Source organism: Mycobacterium sp. (genome assembly GCF_039583785.1).
Lineage (GTDB): Bacteria > Actinomycetota > Actinomycetes > Mycobacteriales > Mycobacteriaceae > Mycobacterium.
This window is the reverse complement of the sequence record NZ_JAVKSG010000005.1, coordinates 15,215-33,310: the sequence shown is the minus strand read 5'-3', so window position 1 is coordinate 33,310 and position 18,096 is coordinate 15,215. Positions and strand designations below refer to the sequence as shown.

General features: G+C 64.9%; 17 protein-coding genes and 2 pseudogenes. 12 read left to right on the top strand and 7 right to left on the bottom strand.

Going from position 1 to position 18,096, the window contains the following annotated elements:
- Positions 1 to 19: 19 nt before the first annotated feature.
- Both ABDV69_RS04050 and ABDV69_RS04045 read left to right on the top strand, forming a co-directional pair.
- Positions 20 to 2,023: a phosphotransferase gene (locus tag ABDV69_RS04050; protein WP_343572043.1), complete on the top strand. Its 2,004-nt coding sequence runs from the start codon at positions 20 to 22 to the stop codon at positions 2,021 to 2,023.
- 46 nt (positions 2,024 to 2,069) lie between these two features.
- Positions 2,070 to 2,543 (top strand): gluconokinase, encoded by a 474-nt coding sequence (locus tag ABDV69_RS04045; RefSeq protein ID WP_343572100.1) that lies wholly within the window; start codon positions 2,070 to 2,072, stop codon positions 2,541 to 2,543.
- A 45-nt stretch (positions 2,544 to 2,588) separates the two neighbouring features.
- On the opposite strand, the gene ABDV69_RS04040 is transcribed toward ABDV69_RS04045, so the two are convergent.
- Complete coding sequence (locus ABDV69_RS04040) at positions 2,589 to 3,407, bottom strand: DoxX family protein (RefSeq protein WP_343572042.1); 819 nt, start codon at positions 3,405 to 3,407, stop codon at positions 2,589 to 2,591.
- 73 nt (positions 3,408 to 3,480) lie between these two features.
- The gene (locus tag ABDV69_RS04035; RefSeq protein WP_343572041.1) at positions 3,481 to 4,077 is read right to left on the bottom strand and encodes a TetR family transcriptional regulator; all 597 of its coding nucleotides are present in this window, start codon (positions 4,075 to 4,077) and stop codon (positions 3,481 to 3,483) included.
- Positions 4,078 to 4,138: 61 nt separating this feature from the next.
- On the opposite strand from ABDV69_RS04035, the gene ABDV69_RS04030 reads away from it, so the two are divergent.
- Positions 4,139 to 4,816 (top strand): class I SAM-dependent methyltransferase, encoded by a 678-nt coding sequence (locus tag ABDV69_RS04030; protein WP_343572040.1) that lies wholly within the window; start codon positions 4,139 to 4,141, stop codon positions 4,814 to 4,816.
- Here the strand turns inward: ABDV69_RS04030 and ABDV69_RS04025 are convergent.
- The 3 genes from ABDV69_RS04025 to ABDV69_RS04015 are packed head-to-tail and all read right to left on the bottom strand — an operon-like array spanning position 4,813 to position 7,872.
- Positions 4,813 to 5,889: a prenyltransferase gene (locus ABDV69_RS04025; RefSeq protein ID WP_343572039.1), complete on the bottom strand. Its 1,077-nt coding sequence runs from the start codon at positions 5,887 to 5,889 to the stop codon at positions 4,813 to 4,815. The two genes, ABDV69_RS04030 and ABDV69_RS04025, sit on opposite strands and share 4 nt — an antisense overlap.
- Positions 5,876 to 6,607 carry a class I SAM-dependent methyltransferase gene (locus ABDV69_RS04020; RefSeq protein WP_343572038.1) on the bottom strand — a complete coding sequence of 244 codons (732 nt, stop codon included), beginning with the start codon at positions 6,605 to 6,607 and terminating at the stop codon, positions 5,876 to 5,878. Before ABDV69_RS04020 ends, ABDV69_RS04025 begins: the two co-directional genes overlap by 14 nt.
- Positions 6,601 to 7,872 carry a glycosyltransferase family 4 protein gene (locus ABDV69_RS04015; RefSeq protein ID WP_343572099.1) on the bottom strand — a complete coding sequence of 424 codons (1,272 nt, stop codon included), beginning with the start codon at positions 7,870 to 7,872 and terminating at the stop codon, positions 6,601 to 6,603. The genes ABDV69_RS04020 and ABDV69_RS04015 overlap by 7 nt, the downstream gene beginning before the upstream one ends.
- Before the next feature lie 212 nt (positions 7,873 to 8,084).
- Between ABDV69_RS04015 and ABDV69_RS04010 the strand changes: the two genes are divergently transcribed.
- The 6 genes and pseudogenes from ABDV69_RS04010 to ugpC all read left to right on the top strand — a co-directional run bounded on the left by ABDV69_RS04010 (position 8,085) and on the right by ugpC (position 13,056).
- Positions 8,085 to 8,645, top strand: a complete 561-nt coding sequence (locus ABDV69_RS04010; protein WP_343572037.1) for an isochorismatase family protein — start codon at positions 8,085 to 8,087, stop codon at positions 8,643 to 8,645.
- Between the two features lie 8 nt (positions 8,646 to 8,653).
- Positions 8,654 to 8,740 (top strand): annotated as a pseudogene (locus ABDV69_RS04005) (hypothetical protein); the annotation flags it as partial.
- Between the two features lie 145 nt (positions 8,741 to 8,885).
- Positions 8,886 to 10,211, top strand: coding sequence for a sugar ABC transporter substrate-binding protein (locus ABDV69_RS04000; protein ID WP_343572098.1), 1,326 nt, complete (start codon positions 8,886 to 8,888; stop codon positions 10,209 to 10,211).
- Positions 10,212 to 10,237: 26 nt separating this feature from the next.
- Entirely contained in the window at positions 10,238 to 11,149 is a 912-nt protein-coding gene (locus ABDV69_RS03995; RefSeq protein WP_343572097.1) for a sugar ABC transporter permease, read from the top strand.
- Entirely contained in the window at positions 11,140 to 11,982 is an 843-nt protein-coding gene (locus ABDV69_RS03990) for a carbohydrate ABC transporter permease (protein ID WP_343572036.1), read from the top strand. The genes ABDV69_RS03995 and ABDV69_RS03990 overlap by 10 nt, the downstream gene beginning before the upstream one ends.
- Positions 11,983 to 11,985: 3 nt before the next feature.
- Entirely contained in the window at positions 11,986 to 13,056 is a 1,071-nt protein-coding gene (ugpC, locus tag ABDV69_RS03985; protein WP_343572035.1) for a sn-glycerol-3-phosphate ABC transporter ATP-binding protein UgpC, read from the top strand.
- Positions 13,057 to 13,065: 9 nt separating this feature from the next.
- Here ugpC and ABDV69_RS03980 read toward each other — a convergent pair whose 3' ends face one another.
- The gene (locus ABDV69_RS03980) at positions 13,066 to 14,430 is read right to left on the bottom strand and encodes a sensor domain-containing protein (protein WP_343572034.1); all 1,365 of its coding nucleotides are present in this window, start codon (positions 14,428 to 14,430) and stop codon (positions 13,066 to 13,068) included.
- A 244-nt stretch (positions 14,431 to 14,674) separates the two neighbouring features.
- Here ABDV69_RS03980 and ABDV69_RS03975 point away from each other — a divergent pair, with 244 nt between their 5' ends.
- A complete protein-coding gene (locus ABDV69_RS03975; protein WP_343572033.1) occupies positions 14,675 to 15,406 on the top strand; it encodes a DUF5642 family protein in 732 nt (243 codons plus the stop codon).
- A gap of 281 nt (positions 15,407 to 15,687) precedes the next feature.
- Positions 15,688 to 16,017: pseudogene (locus ABDV69_RS03970) on the top strand (hypothetical protein); the annotation flags it as partial.
- Here the strand turns inward: ABDV69_RS03970 and ABDV69_RS03965 are convergent.
- Complete coding sequence (locus ABDV69_RS03965; RefSeq protein WP_343572032.1) at positions 15,988 to 16,731, bottom strand: ArsR family transcriptional regulator; 744 nt, start codon at positions 16,729 to 16,731, stop codon at positions 15,988 to 15,990. The pseudogene ABDV69_RS03970 and the gene ABDV69_RS03965 sit on opposite strands and share 30 nt — an antisense overlap.
- 72 nt (positions 16,732 to 16,803) lie before the next feature.
- On the opposite strand from ABDV69_RS03965, the gene ABDV69_RS03960 reads away from it, so the two are divergent.
- Positions 16,804 to 18,084, top strand: a complete 1,281-nt coding sequence (locus ABDV69_RS03960; RefSeq protein ID WP_343572031.1) for an amino acid permease — start codon at positions 16,804 to 16,806, stop codon at positions 18,082 to 18,084.
- Positions 18,085 to 18,096: the final 12 nt, after the last annotated feature.

Sequence of the window (18,096 nt, the reverse complement as noted above, 5' to 3'; positions counted from 1 at the left end):
GTGATTACGTGGACGGGTCATGACACCGCACACCGACAACGTCGTTGAACGCCCGGCTGATCTCACCGCTGCCTGGCTGACCACTGCCATCGGCGCGGGAGCCATCGCGGATTTCACCGCCGAGCGTATCGGCACGGGCCAGATGAGCGAGTGCTACCGGGTCCAGCTGAATTACGCCGACGCAGGCGCCGATCGACCGGAGTCGGTGGTGCTCAAGGTCGCGGCCACCGATCCGACGAGCCGTCAGACCGGGATGACGCTGGGACTCTACGAGCGTGAAGTCCGTTTCTACCGCGACATCGCTCCGCGTCTGCACGGTCCGGTTGCGCCGTGCTACCACACTGCCTTCGACGCGGAGTCCGGCATTTTCGACGTGCTGCTCGGCGACGCCAACCCGGCCGTTGTCGGTGATGAAATCCGCGGCGCCACAACCGCGCAGGCGTACACGGCGGTCACCGAGTTGGCCCGCCTGCAGGGCCCGCTGCTGGGTGACGCCACGCTCGCCGACGCGGCATGGCTCAACCGCGACGGGCCGATCGACCAGGCGTTGATCACAGCGTTGTTCGCCGGCTTCGTCGATCGTTACGGTCACCGGATCTCTCCGCAGCACCGGATGGTCTGTGAGCGTCTGGTCGGCGGATTCGATGGTTACCTGGCGGAGGATTCGGCCGGCGACCGCACCCACGGGTTGGTCCATGGCGACTACCGGTTGGACAACCTGCTCTTCGGCGCCGACGGAGCCGAACGTCCACTGACCGTGGTCGATTGGCAGACGGTCAGCTGGGGCCCGGCCATGACCGACCTGGCCTATTTTCTCGGCTGCGCATTACCGGTTGCGGACCGTCGCGAACGCTACGACGCACTGCTCGACGGCTACCACCGCGCGCTCGGGCCGGATGCCCCCATCAGCCTCGCGGATGTTCGCGACGGGGTGCGCAGGCAGAGCTTCTTCGGGGTGATGATGGCCATCGTGTCGTCGATGTTGGTGGAACGCACCGAACGTGGCGATGCGATGTTCATGACCATGCTGCAACGTCATTGCGAGCACGTTCTCGACACCGACGCGCTGGCGATCCTGCCCACACCCGCTGCCGTCGAGCCGCTGCGCCCGTCGAACGACGACGAGTCGGCCCACGCCCCAGCCGACGAGCCACTGTGGAATGAAAGTTGGTATGCCGACTTCGTCGATGCTGCACAGGGATTGGGCGGTTGGGTGCGTCTGGGCCTGATTCCCAACCAGCAGACGGCCTGGCTGAATGCCCTGCTGTGCGGTCCCGACCTGCCCACGGTCGCGCTGGTCGACTTCGAGGTTCCGCTGCCCGCCGACCCGTGGACGGTCCGCACCGGTGCGATCGAGTTCACTCACTCCGCCGTCGACCCACTGCGCACCTATCGGGTCGCGGTGCACGGGCGTGGTCAGTCTTTCGGACACCCGGCTGCCTTGCTGCGGGCCGAACAGGGCGATCCGGTCGATGTCGCGCTCGATCTGGAATGGTCCACCGACGGCACGCCCTACCGGTACCGGATGACCACCCGCTACGAAATACCCTGCACGGTAACGGGGTCCGTCACTGTGGACGGCCGTCGCTATGTCCTCGACGCGGTACCAGGGCAGCGGGATCACTCCTGGGGGGTACGGGACTGGTGGAGCATGGACTGGCTCTGGAGCGCGCTGCACCTCGATGACGGGACCCACCTGCACGCGGTGGACCTGTCGATATCGGGCGTTCCGCCGATCAGCGTCGGCTACCTCCAGGGCGGCAGTGGCGCGGTCGACGAGTTGCAGAAAATCGCTCGCACAGAGACATTCGATGCCGTCGGACTGCCGGTCGGCGCGACGCTGAATTTCGCGCCCGGTGATATCACCGCGACCGTCGATGTGCGTGGACATGCGCCGCTGCGTCTGGTCGCCAGGGACGGCCGGATCAGCCAATTCCCGCGGGTCTGGGCCACGGTGCACACCGCCGACGGGCGGACCGGCGTCGGCTGGCTGGAGTGGAACCGTAACTTGTCCACGCAGTGACGTGTCCGCTGACAGACGCTGTCCGGCAGGCACATCGATCGTCGTGATGGGTGTATCGGGCGCTGGCAAATCGACCGTCGGCATTGCGCTGGCGCGTCGTCTCGGTGTCTCATTCGCCGACGCCGACACCCTTCATCCGGCGAGCAACATCGCGAAGATGTCCGCGGGTACTCCCCTGGGCGACGACGACCGCTATCCATGGCTGGCCGCCGTCGGTCAGTGGCTGGCGGACCACGACAACGGTGTCATGAGTTGTTCTGCGCTCAAGCGCCGATACCGCGACCAATTACGTTCGCACCGAACAGATATCGAGTTCTTGCAGCTGATCGGTTCACCGGAGCTGATCGGCAGCAGGCAAGCCGGTCGACCAGGCCACTTCATGCCCTCGTCGTTGGTGCGCTCGCAATTCGACGCGCTGGAACCGTTGGCGGCCGACGAGCGCGGTCTGGCGGTCGACGTCGGGCAGAGCGTCGACGCGATTGTCGAAAAGTTCGTCCAGTTCTTAGATCTCAGGCTTTGACCACCTGGGTGCGGCCTGCCTGACCAACTCCGTCGATGGTGTCGATCAGTGCTGGCGTCGCGCTTTGGCCAGCCCGCGGTGAGCGAGTTCGTCTCCTCGATCACGTGCCAGCTCGGCCAGTTCGCCGCCGCGGTCGCGGGCGATCTCGGCCAGCTGGGCGCCGCGATTACGCGCCCGCTTGCGGGCTTTTTTGATGACCGGAGCGCTTCTCTTGGCGGCCTCGTGCGCAAGTTCTTCGCCGCGCTTGCGGGCTGTCTCGACCAGCGGCGCACTTCGCTCGGCGGCGGTGCTGGCGAGCTCGCGGCCGCGCTCGGCGCCGACGTGGACTCCGTGGGCGATTCGGTCGGCCAGCTCGGAATCGAGCAGCGAGTCGGCAGAGCCGTCGCCCGGCAGCGCTGACGACACCGCCTCCGACATGCGCGCCGCCGCTTGCCTTCCGCGCCATCCCAACGACGGCTTACCCGCCGTGTCGGCTGCTGCGATGATCAACCCACCCAGCAGGCTCAGGTCGGTGAGCAGGTCGCGCCGCTTCTGCGCTTTGCGTTCCGGGTCGATCTCGGTCCAAAACAGGTGCCCGCCAAGGCTGCCCGGTATCACGGTGAACGCCAGCGCCGCCGAGGCGACCCTGGGCATTTTGCCGGTGGCCAGCAATACACCACCTGCGACCTGAACGGCCGCGTTGATCCTCGCGGCTGTCTCGGGGTTGGACGGAACCTTGTCTCCGTAGGGTTTCGGCAGTTGGCGCAGCGCAGCGACGGTTGGCTCCGTCGCTGGCAGCGAAACCGCGGGATTGCGCAGTGACTCGACACCTTGGCCGATGAATGCCGCGGACAGCAGGGGACGCGCGATTCGACGAATCAACATGGTGGAGGTGTTCCCAGGTTCGGCGCCACGCAAACCGGCCTGAGAAGCCGCTTACGAGCCCGGCGGGCGAGCGTCACGGCGCGCCGGGAGCGGGAACAACACCCAGCAGCAGTCGCGCTGACGTCTCCAACCGATCGGCGATCGCGGTATAGGACGCATATCCCATGCCGGCCCGCACCAAAGCTCCGGCATACAGCAGCTCGAGTGATTCGACTATGTCAGGCTGATGTCCGTCGCCCAGGGCGGTGAGCAGGCGTTGGTGTATTTCGCGGCCGATGCGGAGCCGCAGATGCTCGACCTCAGGGTCCGCACTGAGCAACGCATTGGTGACCGCACCGGCGAGCGTCGGCTCGTCCGCAACCAGCAGCGCGATCTGGCGCAGCACGGCGATGACCCGCCCCGTCGGATCAGGCGAGTCAGTCGGCGCAACGGGACTGGACTCCAACCGTCGCCAGAAGACCTCCGCCACGAGGTGCTCTTTCGAGGAGAAGTACGTGTACGCCGTCGCCGCGCCAACACCGGCCTCCGCGGCGACCATACGAATCGTCAACCCGGAGAAGCCTTCTCGGCGCAGCACTCCGATTGCGGCGTTGCCCAGCCGGTCGACGGTGTCGGCTTGCTTGGCGGAAAGGCGTCGTCTGGTCGACTCCCGAGCTACCGGGCTGGACACGTGTCCGGACACTACTACACCGGTCCGGGGTGCGGCAACCGGATGCGTTACCGTGCAGGGGATGACAACGTCCTCCGACCGCGCCGCTTACGACGAGCTGACCAGCCGGTTATTTGCACTGGCCGACCGGGTGACCGGCTTCATGCCCGCTGATGAGGGCCACGCCCTGCACGACGTGGCCATGCGCTACCTCGACCGTGGCGTCGGGGTGGAAATCGGGACGTACTGCGGTAAGTCGACTGTCCTGCTGGGTGCGGCCGCCCTGGCGCGCGGCAGCGTTCTCTACACCGTCGATCACCACCACGGCTCGGAGGAGCATCAGCCCGGGCGGGAGTATCACGACACGTCACTGGTCGACCCTGTCACCGGACGTTTCGACACCCTGCCCACGTTGCGGCACACGCTCGACGAAGCCGGACTGCACGACAACGTGGTGGCGGTGGTCGGCACATCGACCGTGGTGGCGCAGGGATGGCGCACGCCGCTGCAACTGCTTTTCATCGACGGCGGCCACAGCGCGGAGGCCGCGCGCAAGGACTACGACGGCTGGGCGAAGTGGGTGAGCGCAGGGGGAGCGCTGATCATTCACGATGTGTTTCCCGATCCGCGTGACGGCGGGCGGCCGCCGTACGAGATCTACTGCCGTGCCGTGCAAAGCGGCGCTTTTACGGAAAAGTCCGGGACTGGCTCGATGCGAGTGCTGGAGCGCACCGCCGGCGAAGCCGGGGCTGCGGTTTAGCGATCCGACTGGCTGGCCGCGCACTCGCAGTCGTAGTCGCTCTCCAGGCCGCGCGGCAGATCGGCGCCGCGAAAGATGCCGCTGCCCGCGGTAGTCGATGACAATGCGTCGGCGGCCAGGATCACCGCCGCCCCGGTCCACGTCGTGCGCTCGACGGGCCAACGCTTCCCGTCGCTGAAGACCAACCCGGTCCAGTACGAGCCGTCCCTTTCCCGCAGATGCTGCATGGCGGCGAATTGCGTCAGTGCCGACCGCCGATCGCCGATCGCATCCAGTGCCAGCACCAGTTCGCAGGTTTCCGCGCCGGTCACCCATGGCCGGTCGTCGACGCACCTGATGCCAAGTCCGTCGACGACGAAATCGTGCCACCGGTCGGCGATTCGTGCCGTCGCCGCGGGCCCGCGTAGCGCGCCGCCGAGGATGGGGTAATACCAGTCCATCGAATGATGTGGCTTCTCGGTGAACGCCGAGGGATGGACCGCGATCGCGTGGCCCAACCGGCCGAGGGCAAGCTCCCACTCGGGTTGCGGGTCGTCCATCAGATTCGCCAGCGCGAGCGCGCAACGAATGCTGTGGAAAATACTCGCGCAACCGGTCAACAAAGCTTCTTTCAGCGGGCCCGAAGAACCACGCGCCCAGCAAATTTCGCCACCCTCGAGCTGCAGATCCAGCACGAAGTCGATGGCGGCGCGCACGGTCGGCCACATCAACGTCGCAAATACCCGGTCTCCGGTGACCAGCACGTGATGCCAGACGCCGACCGCCACATACGCACAGAAGTTGCTGTCGCTGTTGGCATCTTCGATCACGCCCGCGCGCAGCTGGATCGGCCAGGACCCGTCCGAGCGCTGTTGGTGACGGCACCAGCCGAAGGCGCGTCGCGCCGGTTCGATCAGGCCGGCGACCGTGAGCGCCATCGCACATTCCACGTGGTCCCACGGGTCGGTGTGGCCACCGTCGGACCATGGAATCTCGCCTGACGAATATTGCAGCGAAGCAATCGATTCTGCCGTCTGGCGGCATTGCTCGGGGGAAAGGACGCCAGCGACGCCCGGAACGTCAGACCAGCTCAACGGCGGGTACCGGTTTCTCGAAATACAACGCGACGCTCTTACCGATGAAGGGGTTCAGGGTCGATTCGGCGACCCGGGTCACCCACGGTCGCTGCATCATGTCCCACACCAGCAGCTTGTGGTAGGCGGCGACGGCGGGATGGTCCGACTTGTCGACACCTACGGCGCATTTCAGCCACCAGAACGGCGAGTGCAACGCATGCGAGTGATGACTATGAGTGAAAGTCATTCCGCGCTCAGCGATCTTACGTCGGAGCTGATTCGCCCGGTAGATGCGGATGTGGCCGCCCTCGTTGCTGTGGTACTCGTCGGAAAGTAGCCAGCAGACCTGTTCGGGTAGCCATCGAGGCACCGTGACGGCCAACGCGCCGCCGACCTTGAGCACTCGAATCAACTCCATGATCACTGCGTCGTCGGCCGGAATGTGTTCCAGGACTTCAGCGGCAATGACGCAGTCGAAGGTCTGGTCGGGATAGGGTAACGCCCGCGCGTCGCCCACGACGGTTTCGGCATGACCAGCTGGCGGCACCTCTCCGGCTGCTGCCATGCCGCGAAACATCGTGCCGACGTCACCGAGCTCGGTGGCGTTCTGGTCGAAGGCCACCACGTCGGCTCCGCGTCGGTACGCCTCGAAGCTATGCCGGCCCGCACCGCAGCCGATGTCGATGACCTTGCTGCCGGCGCCAATGCCGAGGCGGTCGAAATCGACTGTCAGCACAGCTCGCCCACCACCGGGCTGGCATCGCTGATCGCCGCATTGCGCGCGATGGCCTGCTCGTAGACCCCCACAGTCTGCGCGGCCACCGATTCCCAGCTGAACACCTCGACAGCGCGACGGCGACCGGCCGCACCCAGTCGTTTGAGCTCGCCGGGGGAGTCCAGCAGCTCGCCGATCACTCGGGTCAGCTCCGCGACGTCGCCGGGCGGGACCAGCCGGGCGCAACCGCCGTCGGCCCCCAGCACCTCGGGCAACGCGCCCGCGCGGCTGGCCACGATCGGCGTCCCGCTCGCCATCGCTTCCACAGCCGGAAGCGAGAAGCCCTCGTAAAGCGAGGGAATGCAAGCGATTTCAGCGGATGCGAACAGCCGCGCCAATTCATCGTCGGTGAGCCCGCTGGAGATGTGCACGATGTCGGTGATGCCCAGCTCAGCGACCAGCTTCTCGGTGGGGCCGTTGGGCTCCAGCCTCGCGACCAGTTGCAATTCCAGGTCATAGTGATGGCGCAGCTTGGCGATCGCCTGCAACAGGTGCCCGACACCCTTGAGCGGCACGTCCGCGCTGGCGATTGCCATGATGCGACCCGCGACGCGCGGTTCCGGCGACGGCGCGAATACGTCCGTCTCCACGCCCAGCGGCACCACATGAAGCTGTTCCGGGCGTACGCCGAAGTCGGCGGTGATGTCGGTCGCCGAGGACGACGACACGGTCAGTAACTCGGGGATGCGACGAGCCACCCGCTCTTGCATCGCCAAAAAGCCGTACCACCGACGCACCGACGGCTTGCGCCACCAACGCGCCGCGGCGAGATCCACCACCCGGTCGCGGGTGATCGGGTGGTGCACGGTCGCGACGACCGGCAGGCCGGCGGCCGCGATCTTCAGCAGCCCGACACCCAGGCTCTGGTTGTCGTGCACCACATCGAAATCGTCGAGCCGATCGGCCAGTAGGCGCGCGGCCCGCAGGCTAAAGGTGCGCGGCTCGGGGAAGCCCGCGGTCCACACCCCTGCCAATTCGAGCAGGTCGATACGATCCCGGATCTCCCGTGGATGCGGTATGCGGAAAGGGTCGGGCTCGCGATACATGTCGAGGCTGGGTACCTCGGTCAGCACCACCCGCGGGTCGAGTTCCTCGGGGTAGGGCTGACCGGAAAACACCTCGACGTGGTGTCCCAGATCGACCAGACTCCGGCTGAGATGCCGGAGGTAAACTCCCTGGCCACCGCAGTGCGGTTTGCTGCGATAGGACAGCAACGCGATCCGCATGCTCACGCCCGATCCGGGCTGCAGGTGCAGCAGTTCGGTACGGTGAACCGTTCGGGCGAGGCGTCAACGAACTTTCTGGACACGTGTCTGGACTATAGTTTGACAAACTACCTGATGCAACGCGCAGCTAGCGGCGTTAACTTTGCCCATGCTGCCGAGCCGAACGATGGCGGGGACGCGGGCACGGACTCTGTCGGCGATAACGTGGTCTCATGCGCGCGCTGGTCGTCGTCGACGTTCAGAAAGACTTTTGCGAGGGCGGCTCGCTGGCCGTCGCCGGTGGGACGGCCCTGGCGGGTGCCATCGATGCTTACCTTGCCGGCGACGCCGAGTACCGCCATGTGGTGGCGACGCAGGATTTCCACATCGATCCCGGCGACCATTTCTCTGAGCATCCGGATTACCTCTCGTCATGGCCGCCGCACTGTCGCGCCGGTACTGTCGGCGCGGAATTTCACCCCGGCCTCGATGTCGGCCGGTTCGAGGCCATCTTTCGCAAGGGCGCTTACGACGCGGGCTACAGCGGGTTCAGCGGGCTGGACGATCGGGGGACCCCGCTGGGCGACTGGCTCCGACAACGTCACGTCGACGAACTCGACGTCGTCGGTATCGCCACCGACTACTGTGTCCGCCGGACGGCGGAAGACGCTGCGGCGCAGGGCTTGGCGACTCGCGTGCTGCTCGACCTGACGGTAGGGGTGGACAAGAAGTCCACCGCGGCGGCCCTGAAGGCGTTGCGCGCGGCCGGTGTCGAGACTGTGAGAAGCCGGTGACGGGCGCGATGGACTCGGCGTTGCTGACAGCGGTTGAGCGATCGCCGGAGGCCGCCGCGGCGCATGATCGTCGGGGATGGGTCGGCCTGTTCACCGACGTTGGCCGCCGTGGCAGCGGGGTTGGGCGGGTGCGCTACTTTCCGCGGTGATGTGCGCGGAAAGGCACCCTGGAACAGCACAGCCGGGTCGACTACGAAAGAACCACGTATCCAGCACGGGAGACACGCCACGAACACCAGCATCAATCGCGGTAGACCCTTCGGTCGGCGGACGTTGCTCCGCGGTGCCGGCGCGATCGGCGCGGCGTCGGTAGCGCTGTTGCCCGCTGCCTGCGGTTCCGCCGACGACGATGCGCTGACGTTCTTCTTCGCCGCCAACCCCGAAGAGGCCGACGCCCGGTTGCGCGTCATCGACGCCTTTGAGCGCAGACATCCCGAGATCAAGGTACGAACATTGTTGTCCGGCCCCGACGCACTGCAGCACGTGTCGATCTATTGCGCCGGTGGCAAGTGCCCCGATGTGCTGATGGCGTGGGAATTCACCTACTCAGGTCTGGCTGAACGGGGCGTGCTGCTCGACCTCAACACCATGCTGGCGCGCGACAAGACCTTCGACGCGGAACTGAGCTCGGACAGCGTCCCGTCGATGTACCAGACATTCTCCTATGGCGGTGGGCAGTATGCGTTTCCGGAGCAGTGGTCGGGAACCTTCTTGTATTACAACAAGAAGATGTTCGCCGAGGCCGGTGTCACTCCACCGCCCGGGCGATGGAGTGAGCCGTGGAGCTTTGACGAATTCCTCGCTGCGGCAAAGGCGCTCACCAAGCGCGACCGGTCGGGCCGGGTCAGCCAGTGGGGATTTGTCGATACTTGGGTCCCTTATTACTCGGCGTTGTTGTTCGGAATGAACAACGGAGTGCCATGGTCAAATCCGCGAATGAACCCAACGCATCTCAATTTCGACCACGCAGCGTTCATCGACGGCATTCAGTTCTATGCCGATCTGAATAACAAGTACCGGGTTGCGCCCACCGCGTCGGAATCGGAGTCGATGTCACAGACCGACCTGTTCACCTCGGGTCAAGCCGCGATGGCGCTCGGCGGGCACTGGCGGTATCAGACCCTGGTGCGGGCCGCCGATTTGGATTTCGACATCGCGGTGCTGCCGACCGGACCGAAAGGGCTTGCCGCGCGCTCGAATATCGGTACCACCGGGCTGGCCATCGCCTCCAGCAGTCCCCGCAAAGCCCAAGCGTGGGAGTTCGTGAAATTCGCCACCGGACCGGTGGGGCAGGCGGTGATCGGTGAGACGGGCCTGTTTGTCCCAGCGTTGCGGTCGGCGGTTCGATCGCCCGATTTTGCCAAGGTGCACAATAGAATCAGTAACATTGCAGTGCTGATCGGCGGCCCGGCACACTCCGAGGGGTTGCCCGTCACTCCGGTCTGGCCGAAGGTCGTCGCGTTGCTGGACCGCAACCTCGGCCCGGTGCTGCGGGGTTCGCGGCCGGCGACGGCGCTGACGGGCGAACTGACGCCGAAGATCGACGAGGTGCTCCGGACGTCATGACACCGATTCCCGCAACTCGCGCGGACGTGCCCCGCAGGCGGGGGCCGTCCGCGCGCCGTGCCAGGTTTGGTCGCCTGTTCGTCGCGCCGAATGTGACGGCGGTCGCGGTCTTCATGGTGTTTCCGCTCGGCTTCTCGCTCTATATGAGCTTCCACGACTGGGATATGTTCAGCCCGGCCGAGTACGTCGGCCTGGCGAACTATCGCCGCCTCTTCACCGAAGATCCGTTGCTGCGCATCGCGTTGCGCAACAGCGTGGTCTACACGGTGGGTACCGTCGTCCCCACGGTGTTCATCAGCCTCGCCGTGGCCGGCGTGCTCAATCGAAAAATCAAGGGGATTGCGCTATTTCGGACAGTCATATTCGTACCGTTGGCGATGTCGTCAGTAGTGATGGCCGTCGTCTGGCAGTTCGTGTTCAATACCAACAACGGCCTGCTCAACATCCTCCTCGGCTGGATCGGCATCGGCCCCATCCCGTGGCTGGTCGATCCGAAGTACGGCATGGCCTCGTTGTGCATCGTCAGCGTATGGCGCAGCGTGCCTTTCGCGACGGTCATTCTGCTGGCCGCCATGCAAGGGATCCCGGACCACCTCTATGAGGCCGCACGCCTCGACGGCGCGGGAGAGTTGCGCCAGTTCACCTCGATTACCGTGCCGCTGATACGTAGCGCGGTCTCGTTCGTCGTCGTCATCTCGATCATCCATGCATTCCAGGCATTTGATCTGGTTTACGTTCTGACCGGGCGCAACGGGGGGCCGGAAACGGCGACCTACGTCCTGGGCATCATGTTGTTTCAGAACGCTTTTGCTTTCCTGGAATTCGGGTATGCGGCGGCGCTGGCGTGGGTGATGTTCGCGATCCTGCTGGTGCTGACCGTTGTGCAATTGCGGTTGGGTCGGCGTCGAACGGCGCAGCAGGAGCGATCGTGGGCCTAGCGGGACGAGTGTTGAAGCCCAACGTATTTCGCGGTGTTGCGCTGTATGTCACGCTGACGGTGATCGCGACGTGCGCGCTGTTCCCGATTCTGTGGGCGGTGGCGGGGTCGTTGAAGACCGCGGGCGAGGTGACCATGCCGACGCTGTTTCCCGCGCATCCGCAGTGGTCCAACTACCGCGATGTGTTCGCGGTCATGCCCTTCTGGCGAATGTTTTTCAACTCGGTGCTATATGCCGCCTGCGTCAGCGCAGGCCAGGTGTTCTTCTGTTCACTGGCAGGATATGCGTTCGCACGGCTACGTTTTCGCGGCCGCGATACATTGTTCGTCTTGTACTTGGGAACGTTGATGGTGCCCCTGACCGTGACGGTGATTCCACAATTCATCCTGATGCGCGTTGCGGGACTGATCGACACACCGTGGGCCATGATCGTTCCGGGGTTGTTCGGCAGCGCATTCGGGACCTACCTGATGCGGCAATTCTTCCGCACACTTCCCGACGAACTCGAAGAGGCCGCGATCCTCGACGGTTGCTCCCCGTGGCAGATTTACTGGCGCATACTGCTCCCGCACGCCAAGCCCGCGGTGATGGTGTTGGCGGTGCTCACCTGGGTCAACGTCTGGAACGATTTTTTATGGCCGCTGTTGATGATTCAGCGGAACAGAATCGCGACCCTCACTCTTGGTCTGGTCCGGATGCAGGGCGAATACTCAGCCCGCTGGCCGGTGCTGATGGCCGCATCCGTGCTGATTCTGTTGCCGCTGCTCCTGCTGTACGCGGTGGCGCAACGCGCATTCATCCGCGGTATCGCGGTCACCGGACTGGGTGGGTAACGCATGGCATTGGTGACATTTGACCAGGCGACCCGCCGCTATTCCGGCGCGGATCGCCCAGCAGTCGACCGCTTGGACCTCAGTGTCGGTGACGGCGAGTTCGTGGTGCTGGTAGGGCCATCCGGATGCGGTAAAACCACGTCGCTGCGCATGATCGCCGGGTTGGAGACCGTCGACTCGGGGCGCATCATCATCGGCGGCCGCGACGTTACCGACGACGATCCCAAAGACCGTGACGTGGCGATGGTCTTCCAAAACTACGCGTTGTACCCGCACATGACGGTCGCGCAGAACATGGGCTTCGCGCTGAAGATCGCGGGGCTTTCGAAAAGCGAGATTCGTGAACGGGTTTTGGACGCGGCGCGCTTGCTGGACCTCGAGCCCTACCTGCATCGCAAACCGGAGGACCTGTCCGGCGGCCAACGTCAGCGCGTTGCCATGGGACGCGCCATCGTTCGTCGGCCGCAGGTGTTCTTGATGGACGAACCGCTGTCCAACCTGGACGCGAAACTACGGGTGCAGACTCGCAACCAGATCGCCGGACTGCAACGCAGGCTGGGAACCACCACCGTCTACGTCACGCACGACCAGGTCGAGGCGATGACAATGGGGGACCGCGTCGCGGTGCTGCGCGACGGGGTCCTGCAGCAGTGCGCGGCGCCTCGTGAGCTGTACCGCAAACCCGTCAACCTGTTCGTAGCGGAGTTCATCGGTTCGCCGGCCATGAACCTCTTGACGGTGCCGGTTGTCGGCGACGGCGCCGCGCTGGGCGATTGGTCGATCCCGCTGCCGCGTGAGATCAGCTCTGCGACCAACGAACTGGTGATAGGCATCCGGCCGGAGCACTTGGACGTCGGCGGAAGCGGCATCGAGATGCAGATCGACGTCGTCGAGGAACTGGGTGCGGACGCCTATCTGTACGGACGAATTGCACGTGGTGACAATACGTTCGCGCAGCCGATCGTAGCGCGCGCCGACGGGCAGAACCCGCCGAGCCGTGGTTCTCGCGTGCGCCTGCATCCGCAGCCGGCGCACCTGCATTTCTTCAGTGTCGACGGCCGCCGATTGTCGTAGCGCGATCGCCTACTTGGGGATGTGGGCGGCCATTTGGTCGGCGAGCTGACTGGCGATATCGGCCGGATCGCCATTCTGACAGACCTTGGCGACGAACACGACATTGCTCTGTGCGCGGACATTAAATGCACACCGCCACGCGTCTGGTTGACCGTTGGTTATCCCGGTGATTGTCCAGAGCGCTCTGTCGTCGGTGATGTTCGGGACCTGCAGTTGAAACTGGTTATGGCCTCCTGTCTCGCCCGGCACGGTCGCCGCGTCGCATCCGTTGACACTTTTGAATGCGTCGTGAAAGTAGTGCGACGCGGTCTGGGCGTCGAGGTAGGTAGCGACTTGTTGGTCGACGATGTGCTGGTAATTGTCTTTGGCTTCGCGGTAATCAGTACCGCGATATGCGGTGTAGTCGACGTCGGGTCCGAAAGAATTCGCATCCGGACCCTCCAACACACTGCAGTTCGACTTGTCGCCGAGGTCCCGCGGAGCCGGTGGATACAGCACTGTGCTGCTGTCACCGAGGTTGGCGCCGAGGATCTTGCTTGCCTCTGGGACGCCGACGATCAGAGACTTGATCTTGTTGGGCGCGAGAAAGTCTGTCGGCGCCGGCGGGGCGGGCGTGTCCGGGGGTGGAATCCGGGCGCTGATTTGGTCGACAGCGGCCGTCGCGGCGGGTGCGCCGTTCGCCCATGCGCACATCGAAGCCTCGACAATGACGTTGTTCTTGACGTGAGCTTGGTGGTCGCAGCGCCATCCAAGGGGTTGATCCTTGTCGGTGAACTGTAGGGCGCCGAATGTCACCGTATCGCCGTTGAACGGGCCACGGGCAAGGATCTTCCAGGTAGCGGAATTGTTTTTCGCGGCAATCGTGGTGGAATTGCATCGACCCAATGATGCATAGGCTTTGTGGAAAATCTCGCTGGCTTTGCCGGGCGTCTCGAAAGTCGCGACATTCTGCGAAAACATCCCGATAAGGCTGTCATCTCTCGACGCCTGGTTTCGGACTGAACGGTAAGCGGTGAATTCGCCGTCCCCAAGTGCGTCCTTGGTAATCCCCAAAGCCAGCGCGCACTCCGGTTTGCTGTAGTCGCTTGCCGAGGCACTGGGCGAATCGAACTGCGATCTGTCTTCGAGCGGCAGGCCGCTGATCTCGTCGACATCTTCGGTCGGCAATATCAAGGTTTTGATGTTGTTGGCGAGCAGAGGTTGTGGAGGTGACGGTGACGTCCCGGGCTCTGCGTCTGGAGCAGGTGTCTTCGACGATTTCTGCGGATGCAGCGGAAACCATGAGGGTGTCTGATTACCGCACGCCACCAGCGTCAACGCCATTGCCGCGGTGGTGACCGCTACCAGAACGTGGCGCCATTGACGATGCGGCATGCAGTTCCTCTCGTCTTTCTCCGATGCCGGTAGCCGGTCAGGCTGATGTTAGCCTGCTGGTTGGTAGCGATCGAACAGGTATGCAGTAGGTCACCTGCGACTTTTGGAAGCGCCGCGACGACAGCGATGAATCCCATGATTCGCCCGTGACGGCCCGTATCTGCAGTACTTTTGCCGATGACCAGCATGCATGGCAGTCAAACGGGAAAGGAGCAGCGGCGATTTGGCGGCAACTTGCGTCGTGATGGGTTACCCGCGACGATCACTCGCCTGCGCCGTGATGCTGGGCGTCGCGATCGGCGTGCTGCCAGGATGCACACGCGCCATCGACGGAACGCCGGTGAGTTCGTCCGACGTGGCGCCGCAGCCACCCTCGCTGCCCGCACCGAAAAGTCAGCCGCCGCAACAGGCGCACTATTACGACATCAGTCAGCTCGGCAAGTTGCAGGACCAGTTTCCGCCGGGCTTCGACCGCGTCCAAAAGACCGACGTGGCGACGCTGGGGCCCGACGCCGAGAGATTCTTCGCTGTCGGTGTGGGCGACATCGTGAAGGTCGACCCTCCGTTGTGCCGATCGGTCCTCCAGCCGGTACGAGCACCCCAGGATGCGCAGTACACCATGATCGGCGGCGTCGGCCGGGGAGCGATCCTGGTCGGCGCTGTGAGTTCGCCTTCACCGCTGGGCAAGACGATCGTCCCGAAGGGCTGTGAACAAGTCTCGTTGACCCAGCGAATAGCCGGACGACTGGTGGTCTCGACGGTGACTCGTCAGCCCGGCCCTGCGATCGATGGTGTCGTCACCACCGAATCCATCGCCACACCTGCCCGGGGCGCACCCAAGTCTTTCGTGTTCGCTGCGTTTCTCAGCGACACTGTGGCCGTCACGTCCGAGGGCATTCTGCCCGGAAATCCTGATGCGGAAGACCTCTTGAGCGGCATGCTGGTCAAGGCCGTGAACGCGCTGCGGACGCCGTAACGTGATCGAAGCCGGCTCGCCCATGAAATCCGCACACTTCATATCGGCCGAAAGCGGCGTCTGCGAGCACACCCAGTGCGCAGGAAGCCACCGGGGCGACGACCATCTCAACGGGCCCGGCGGTCGGTCGACCGCGCCGCCGGGGTGGTCGCGGAGATGCCGACCACGATTCCTTCCGGCCGCGCCTGGACGACCGAGCGCAGACCGCGGTCGCCAATCCGGCGGCCAGATCAATTTCGCCGACGACCCTTTCCCGCTGAAGAATCCTCAGAGCGGCCAGTGATGTTATCGGATTGCACGCGACCTATCTCGTTCGTGACGGCCTGGTGCTCGAGTTGCTCGGCTACTCCCATCGTGTGCTGCACGCGGGATCGGATCGCGTGATGGATCAGGTCGGGCTCACCCACCTGTCGTTGTCGGCGTCCGACCTCGACGAGGTGCTTGCTGCGGTGGATCGGTTCGGCGGGTCGGTGGTCGAGGGCACGGTGTCGGATCAGTCGGCGATGATTCGCGATCCGGACGGGCAGTTGCTGGAACTACTCGCGGATTCGTGGGTGCTCGGCCCCCCCTGGTCGGTTGGGTCAACTCCGGCGGCTCAGCACGGCTTGTAGGTAATGGATGCGGGTGTTGATGTCGGTGGCGGCGCACTCGAATGCCGGGTAGCTGCCGGCTGTGGAGGGGTCTGGGATGCTCCAGTGGATGCGGCCGGGGTGGTCGGCGAAGTCTGGGCAGCTTTCACGGGCTTTGTCGCACAGGGTGATTACGTAGGTGAAGTCTGTGGTGTCGATGTCGTTGATGTGGCGTGGTTGTTGCCCTTCGATGTCGATGCCGTATTGGTGGCGTAGCACGCGGGTGGTGTTGGGGTGCATGCGGTTTCGGGGTCGGGTCCCGGCGCTGGTGACCTGGAGTCGTCCCCCGGTGTGATGACGTAGGAGTGCTTCGGCGATTGCCGAGCGAGCACTGTTGCCGGTGCACACGAACAGCACTGATACGCCCGGATCGGGCCGACCTGCCGACGAAGAGAGCTTCATGTGCAGTGCCGGGTGCAGGGAAGGGCCTGCCGCGGCGAGCTGCTCGGCGCAGTGTTGCAGGTCGAGATGGTAGTAGCTGTCGCGGCCGTCGTGGCTGCTGCGGGTGCGCGTGATCAGGTCGCTGTCGCGCAGCATCCGCAGGTGATAGGAGATCACGTTCTGGGGCTGACCGGTGCGGGCGGCCAGCTCGCGGACTCGGTAGTCGCTGCCGGCGAGTTCGGTGATCAGCTGCCACCGCAGCGGGTGGGCCGCGAGCTGGATGAAGGCGGGCACTGATTGACATGGCGCTGTCATGATCAGAGAATACGGGATATCCATCAAATTCAGTTGATCGATATCGAGCGTCGTGTGCCGATGAGGATTGAGATGTCCGACGAACCAGTCGAGCCGAATCCAGCCGTGGCTGCCGGGTTGCGCCGCGAGTTGGGTGTGTTCGATGCGGTGATGATCGGGCTGGGTTCGATGATCGGGGCCGGCATATTCGTGGCGTTGGCCCCCGCCGCCAAGGCGGCCGGGGCCGGGCTGCTGGTTGGGTTGGCGGTGGCGGCGGTCATCGCCTACTGCAATGCCACCTCGTCGGCGCGGCTGGCGGCGGTCTATCCGGCTTCCGGCGGCACCTATGTCTACGGGCGGGAGCGCCTGGGCCCGTTCTGGGGGTACCTGGCCGGGTGGGGGTTCGTGGTCGGCAAGACCGCCTCGTGTGCGGCGATGGCGCTGACCGTCGGCGTGTACGCCTGGCCCGCGCACGCGCACGTGGTCGCGGTGGCCGCGGTGGTGGCACTGACCGCCGTCAACTATCTCGGGGTACAGAAGTCGGCGTGGCTCACGAGGCTGATCGTGGCGGTGGTATTGGTGGTGCTGACCGCGGTCGTGGTGACCGCCTGGGGCAGCACCGGCGTTGACGTTTCGGGACTGGGCGTGTTTGGTGGTTCGGTGTTCGGGGTGTTGCAGGCGGCGGGGCTGTTGTTTTTCGCGTTCGCCGGATACGCGCGTATCGCCACGCTGGGTGAAGAGGTCCGTGACCCGGCCCGCACCATCCCGCGGGCCATTCCCCTCGCGCTGGCGATCACGTTGGTGGTATACACCCTGGTCGCCATGGCGGCCCTAGGGGCGCTTGGCCCGCGGCGGCTTTCCGTGGCGGTGGACCCCTTGGTACAGATCGTGCAGGTGGCCGGGGCAGGCTGGCTGGCCCCGATCGTGCGGGCCGGTGCGGTGGTGGCGGCGATCGGATCGCTGCTTGCGCTGATTCTCGGGGTGTCTCGGACCACGTTCGCGATGGCCCGAGATCGGCATCTGCCGCCCGCTCTGGCGGTGGTGCATCCGCGGTTCGGGGTGCCTTACCGTGCCGAGCTGGTGGTCGGTGTGGTCGTGGCGGCGCTGGCGGCGGCGGCCGATGTGCGCGGTGCGATCGGGTTTTCCTCGTTCGCGGTGCTGGTGTACTACGCGGTCGCCAACGCCTCGGCCTGGACATTGAACGCAGACGAGGGACGGCCGCCGCGCATGATCCCCGTTGTCGGTCTGGTGGGCTGCATCGTGATTGCGTTCGCGCTGCCGGTCGCCTCGATCCTGGCCGGAGCGGCCGTCCTGACAGCCGGCGCTGCCGCCTACGCCATCCGCCGTCCCCACCTCGAGCCGGTGGAAAAGTGATGATCGACAGGA

What these genes read in the sequence shown, in the direction of transcription:
- ABDV69_RS04050 (WP_343572043.1), top strand. Translation starts at nt 20, where the DNA reads ATGACACCGCACACCGACAACGTCGTTGAACGCCCGGCTGATCTCACC.
- ABDV69_RS04045 (WP_343572100.1), top strand. Translation starts at nt 2,070, where the DNA reads ATGGGTGTATCGGGCGCTGGCAAATCGACCGTCGGCATTGCGCTGGCG.
- ABDV69_RS04040 (WP_343572042.1), bottom strand. Translation starts at nt 3,407, where the DNA reads ATGTTGATTCGTCGAATCGCGCGTCCCCTGCTGTCCGCGGCATTCATC.
- ABDV69_RS04030 (WP_343572040.1), top strand. Translation starts at nt 4,139, where the DNA reads ATGACAACGTCCTCCGACCGCGCCGCTTACGACGAGCTGACCAGCCGG.
- ABDV69_RS04015 (WP_343572099.1), bottom strand. Translation starts at nt 7,872, where the DNA reads ATGCGGATCGCGTTGCTGTCCTATCGCAGCAAACCGCACTGCGGTGGC.
- ABDV69_RS04010 (WP_343572037.1), top strand. Translation starts at nt 8,085, where the DNA reads ATGCGCGCGCTGGTCGTCGTCGACGTTCAGAAAGACTTTTGCGAGGGC.
- ugpC (WP_343572035.1), top strand. Translation starts at nt 11,986, where the DNA reads ATGGCATTGGTGACATTTGACCAGGCGACCCGCCGCTATTCCGGCGCG.
- ABDV69_RS03980 (WP_343572034.1), bottom strand. Translation starts at nt 14,430, where the DNA reads ATGCCGCATCGTCAATGGCGCCACGTTCTGGTAGCGGTCACCACCGCG.
- ABDV69_RS03975 (WP_343572033.1), top strand. Translation starts at nt 14,675, where the DNA reads ATGGGTTACCCGCGACGATCACTCGCCTGCGCCGTGATGCTGGGCGTC.
- ABDV69_RS03965 (WP_343572032.1), bottom strand. Translation starts at nt 16,731, where the DNA reads ATGACAGCGCCATGTCAATCAGTGCCCGCCTTCATCCAGCTCGCGGCC.
- ABDV69_RS03960 (WP_343572031.1), top strand. Translation starts at nt 16,804, where the DNA reads ATGTCCGACGAACCAGTCGAGCCGAATCCAGCCGTGGCTGCCGGGTTG.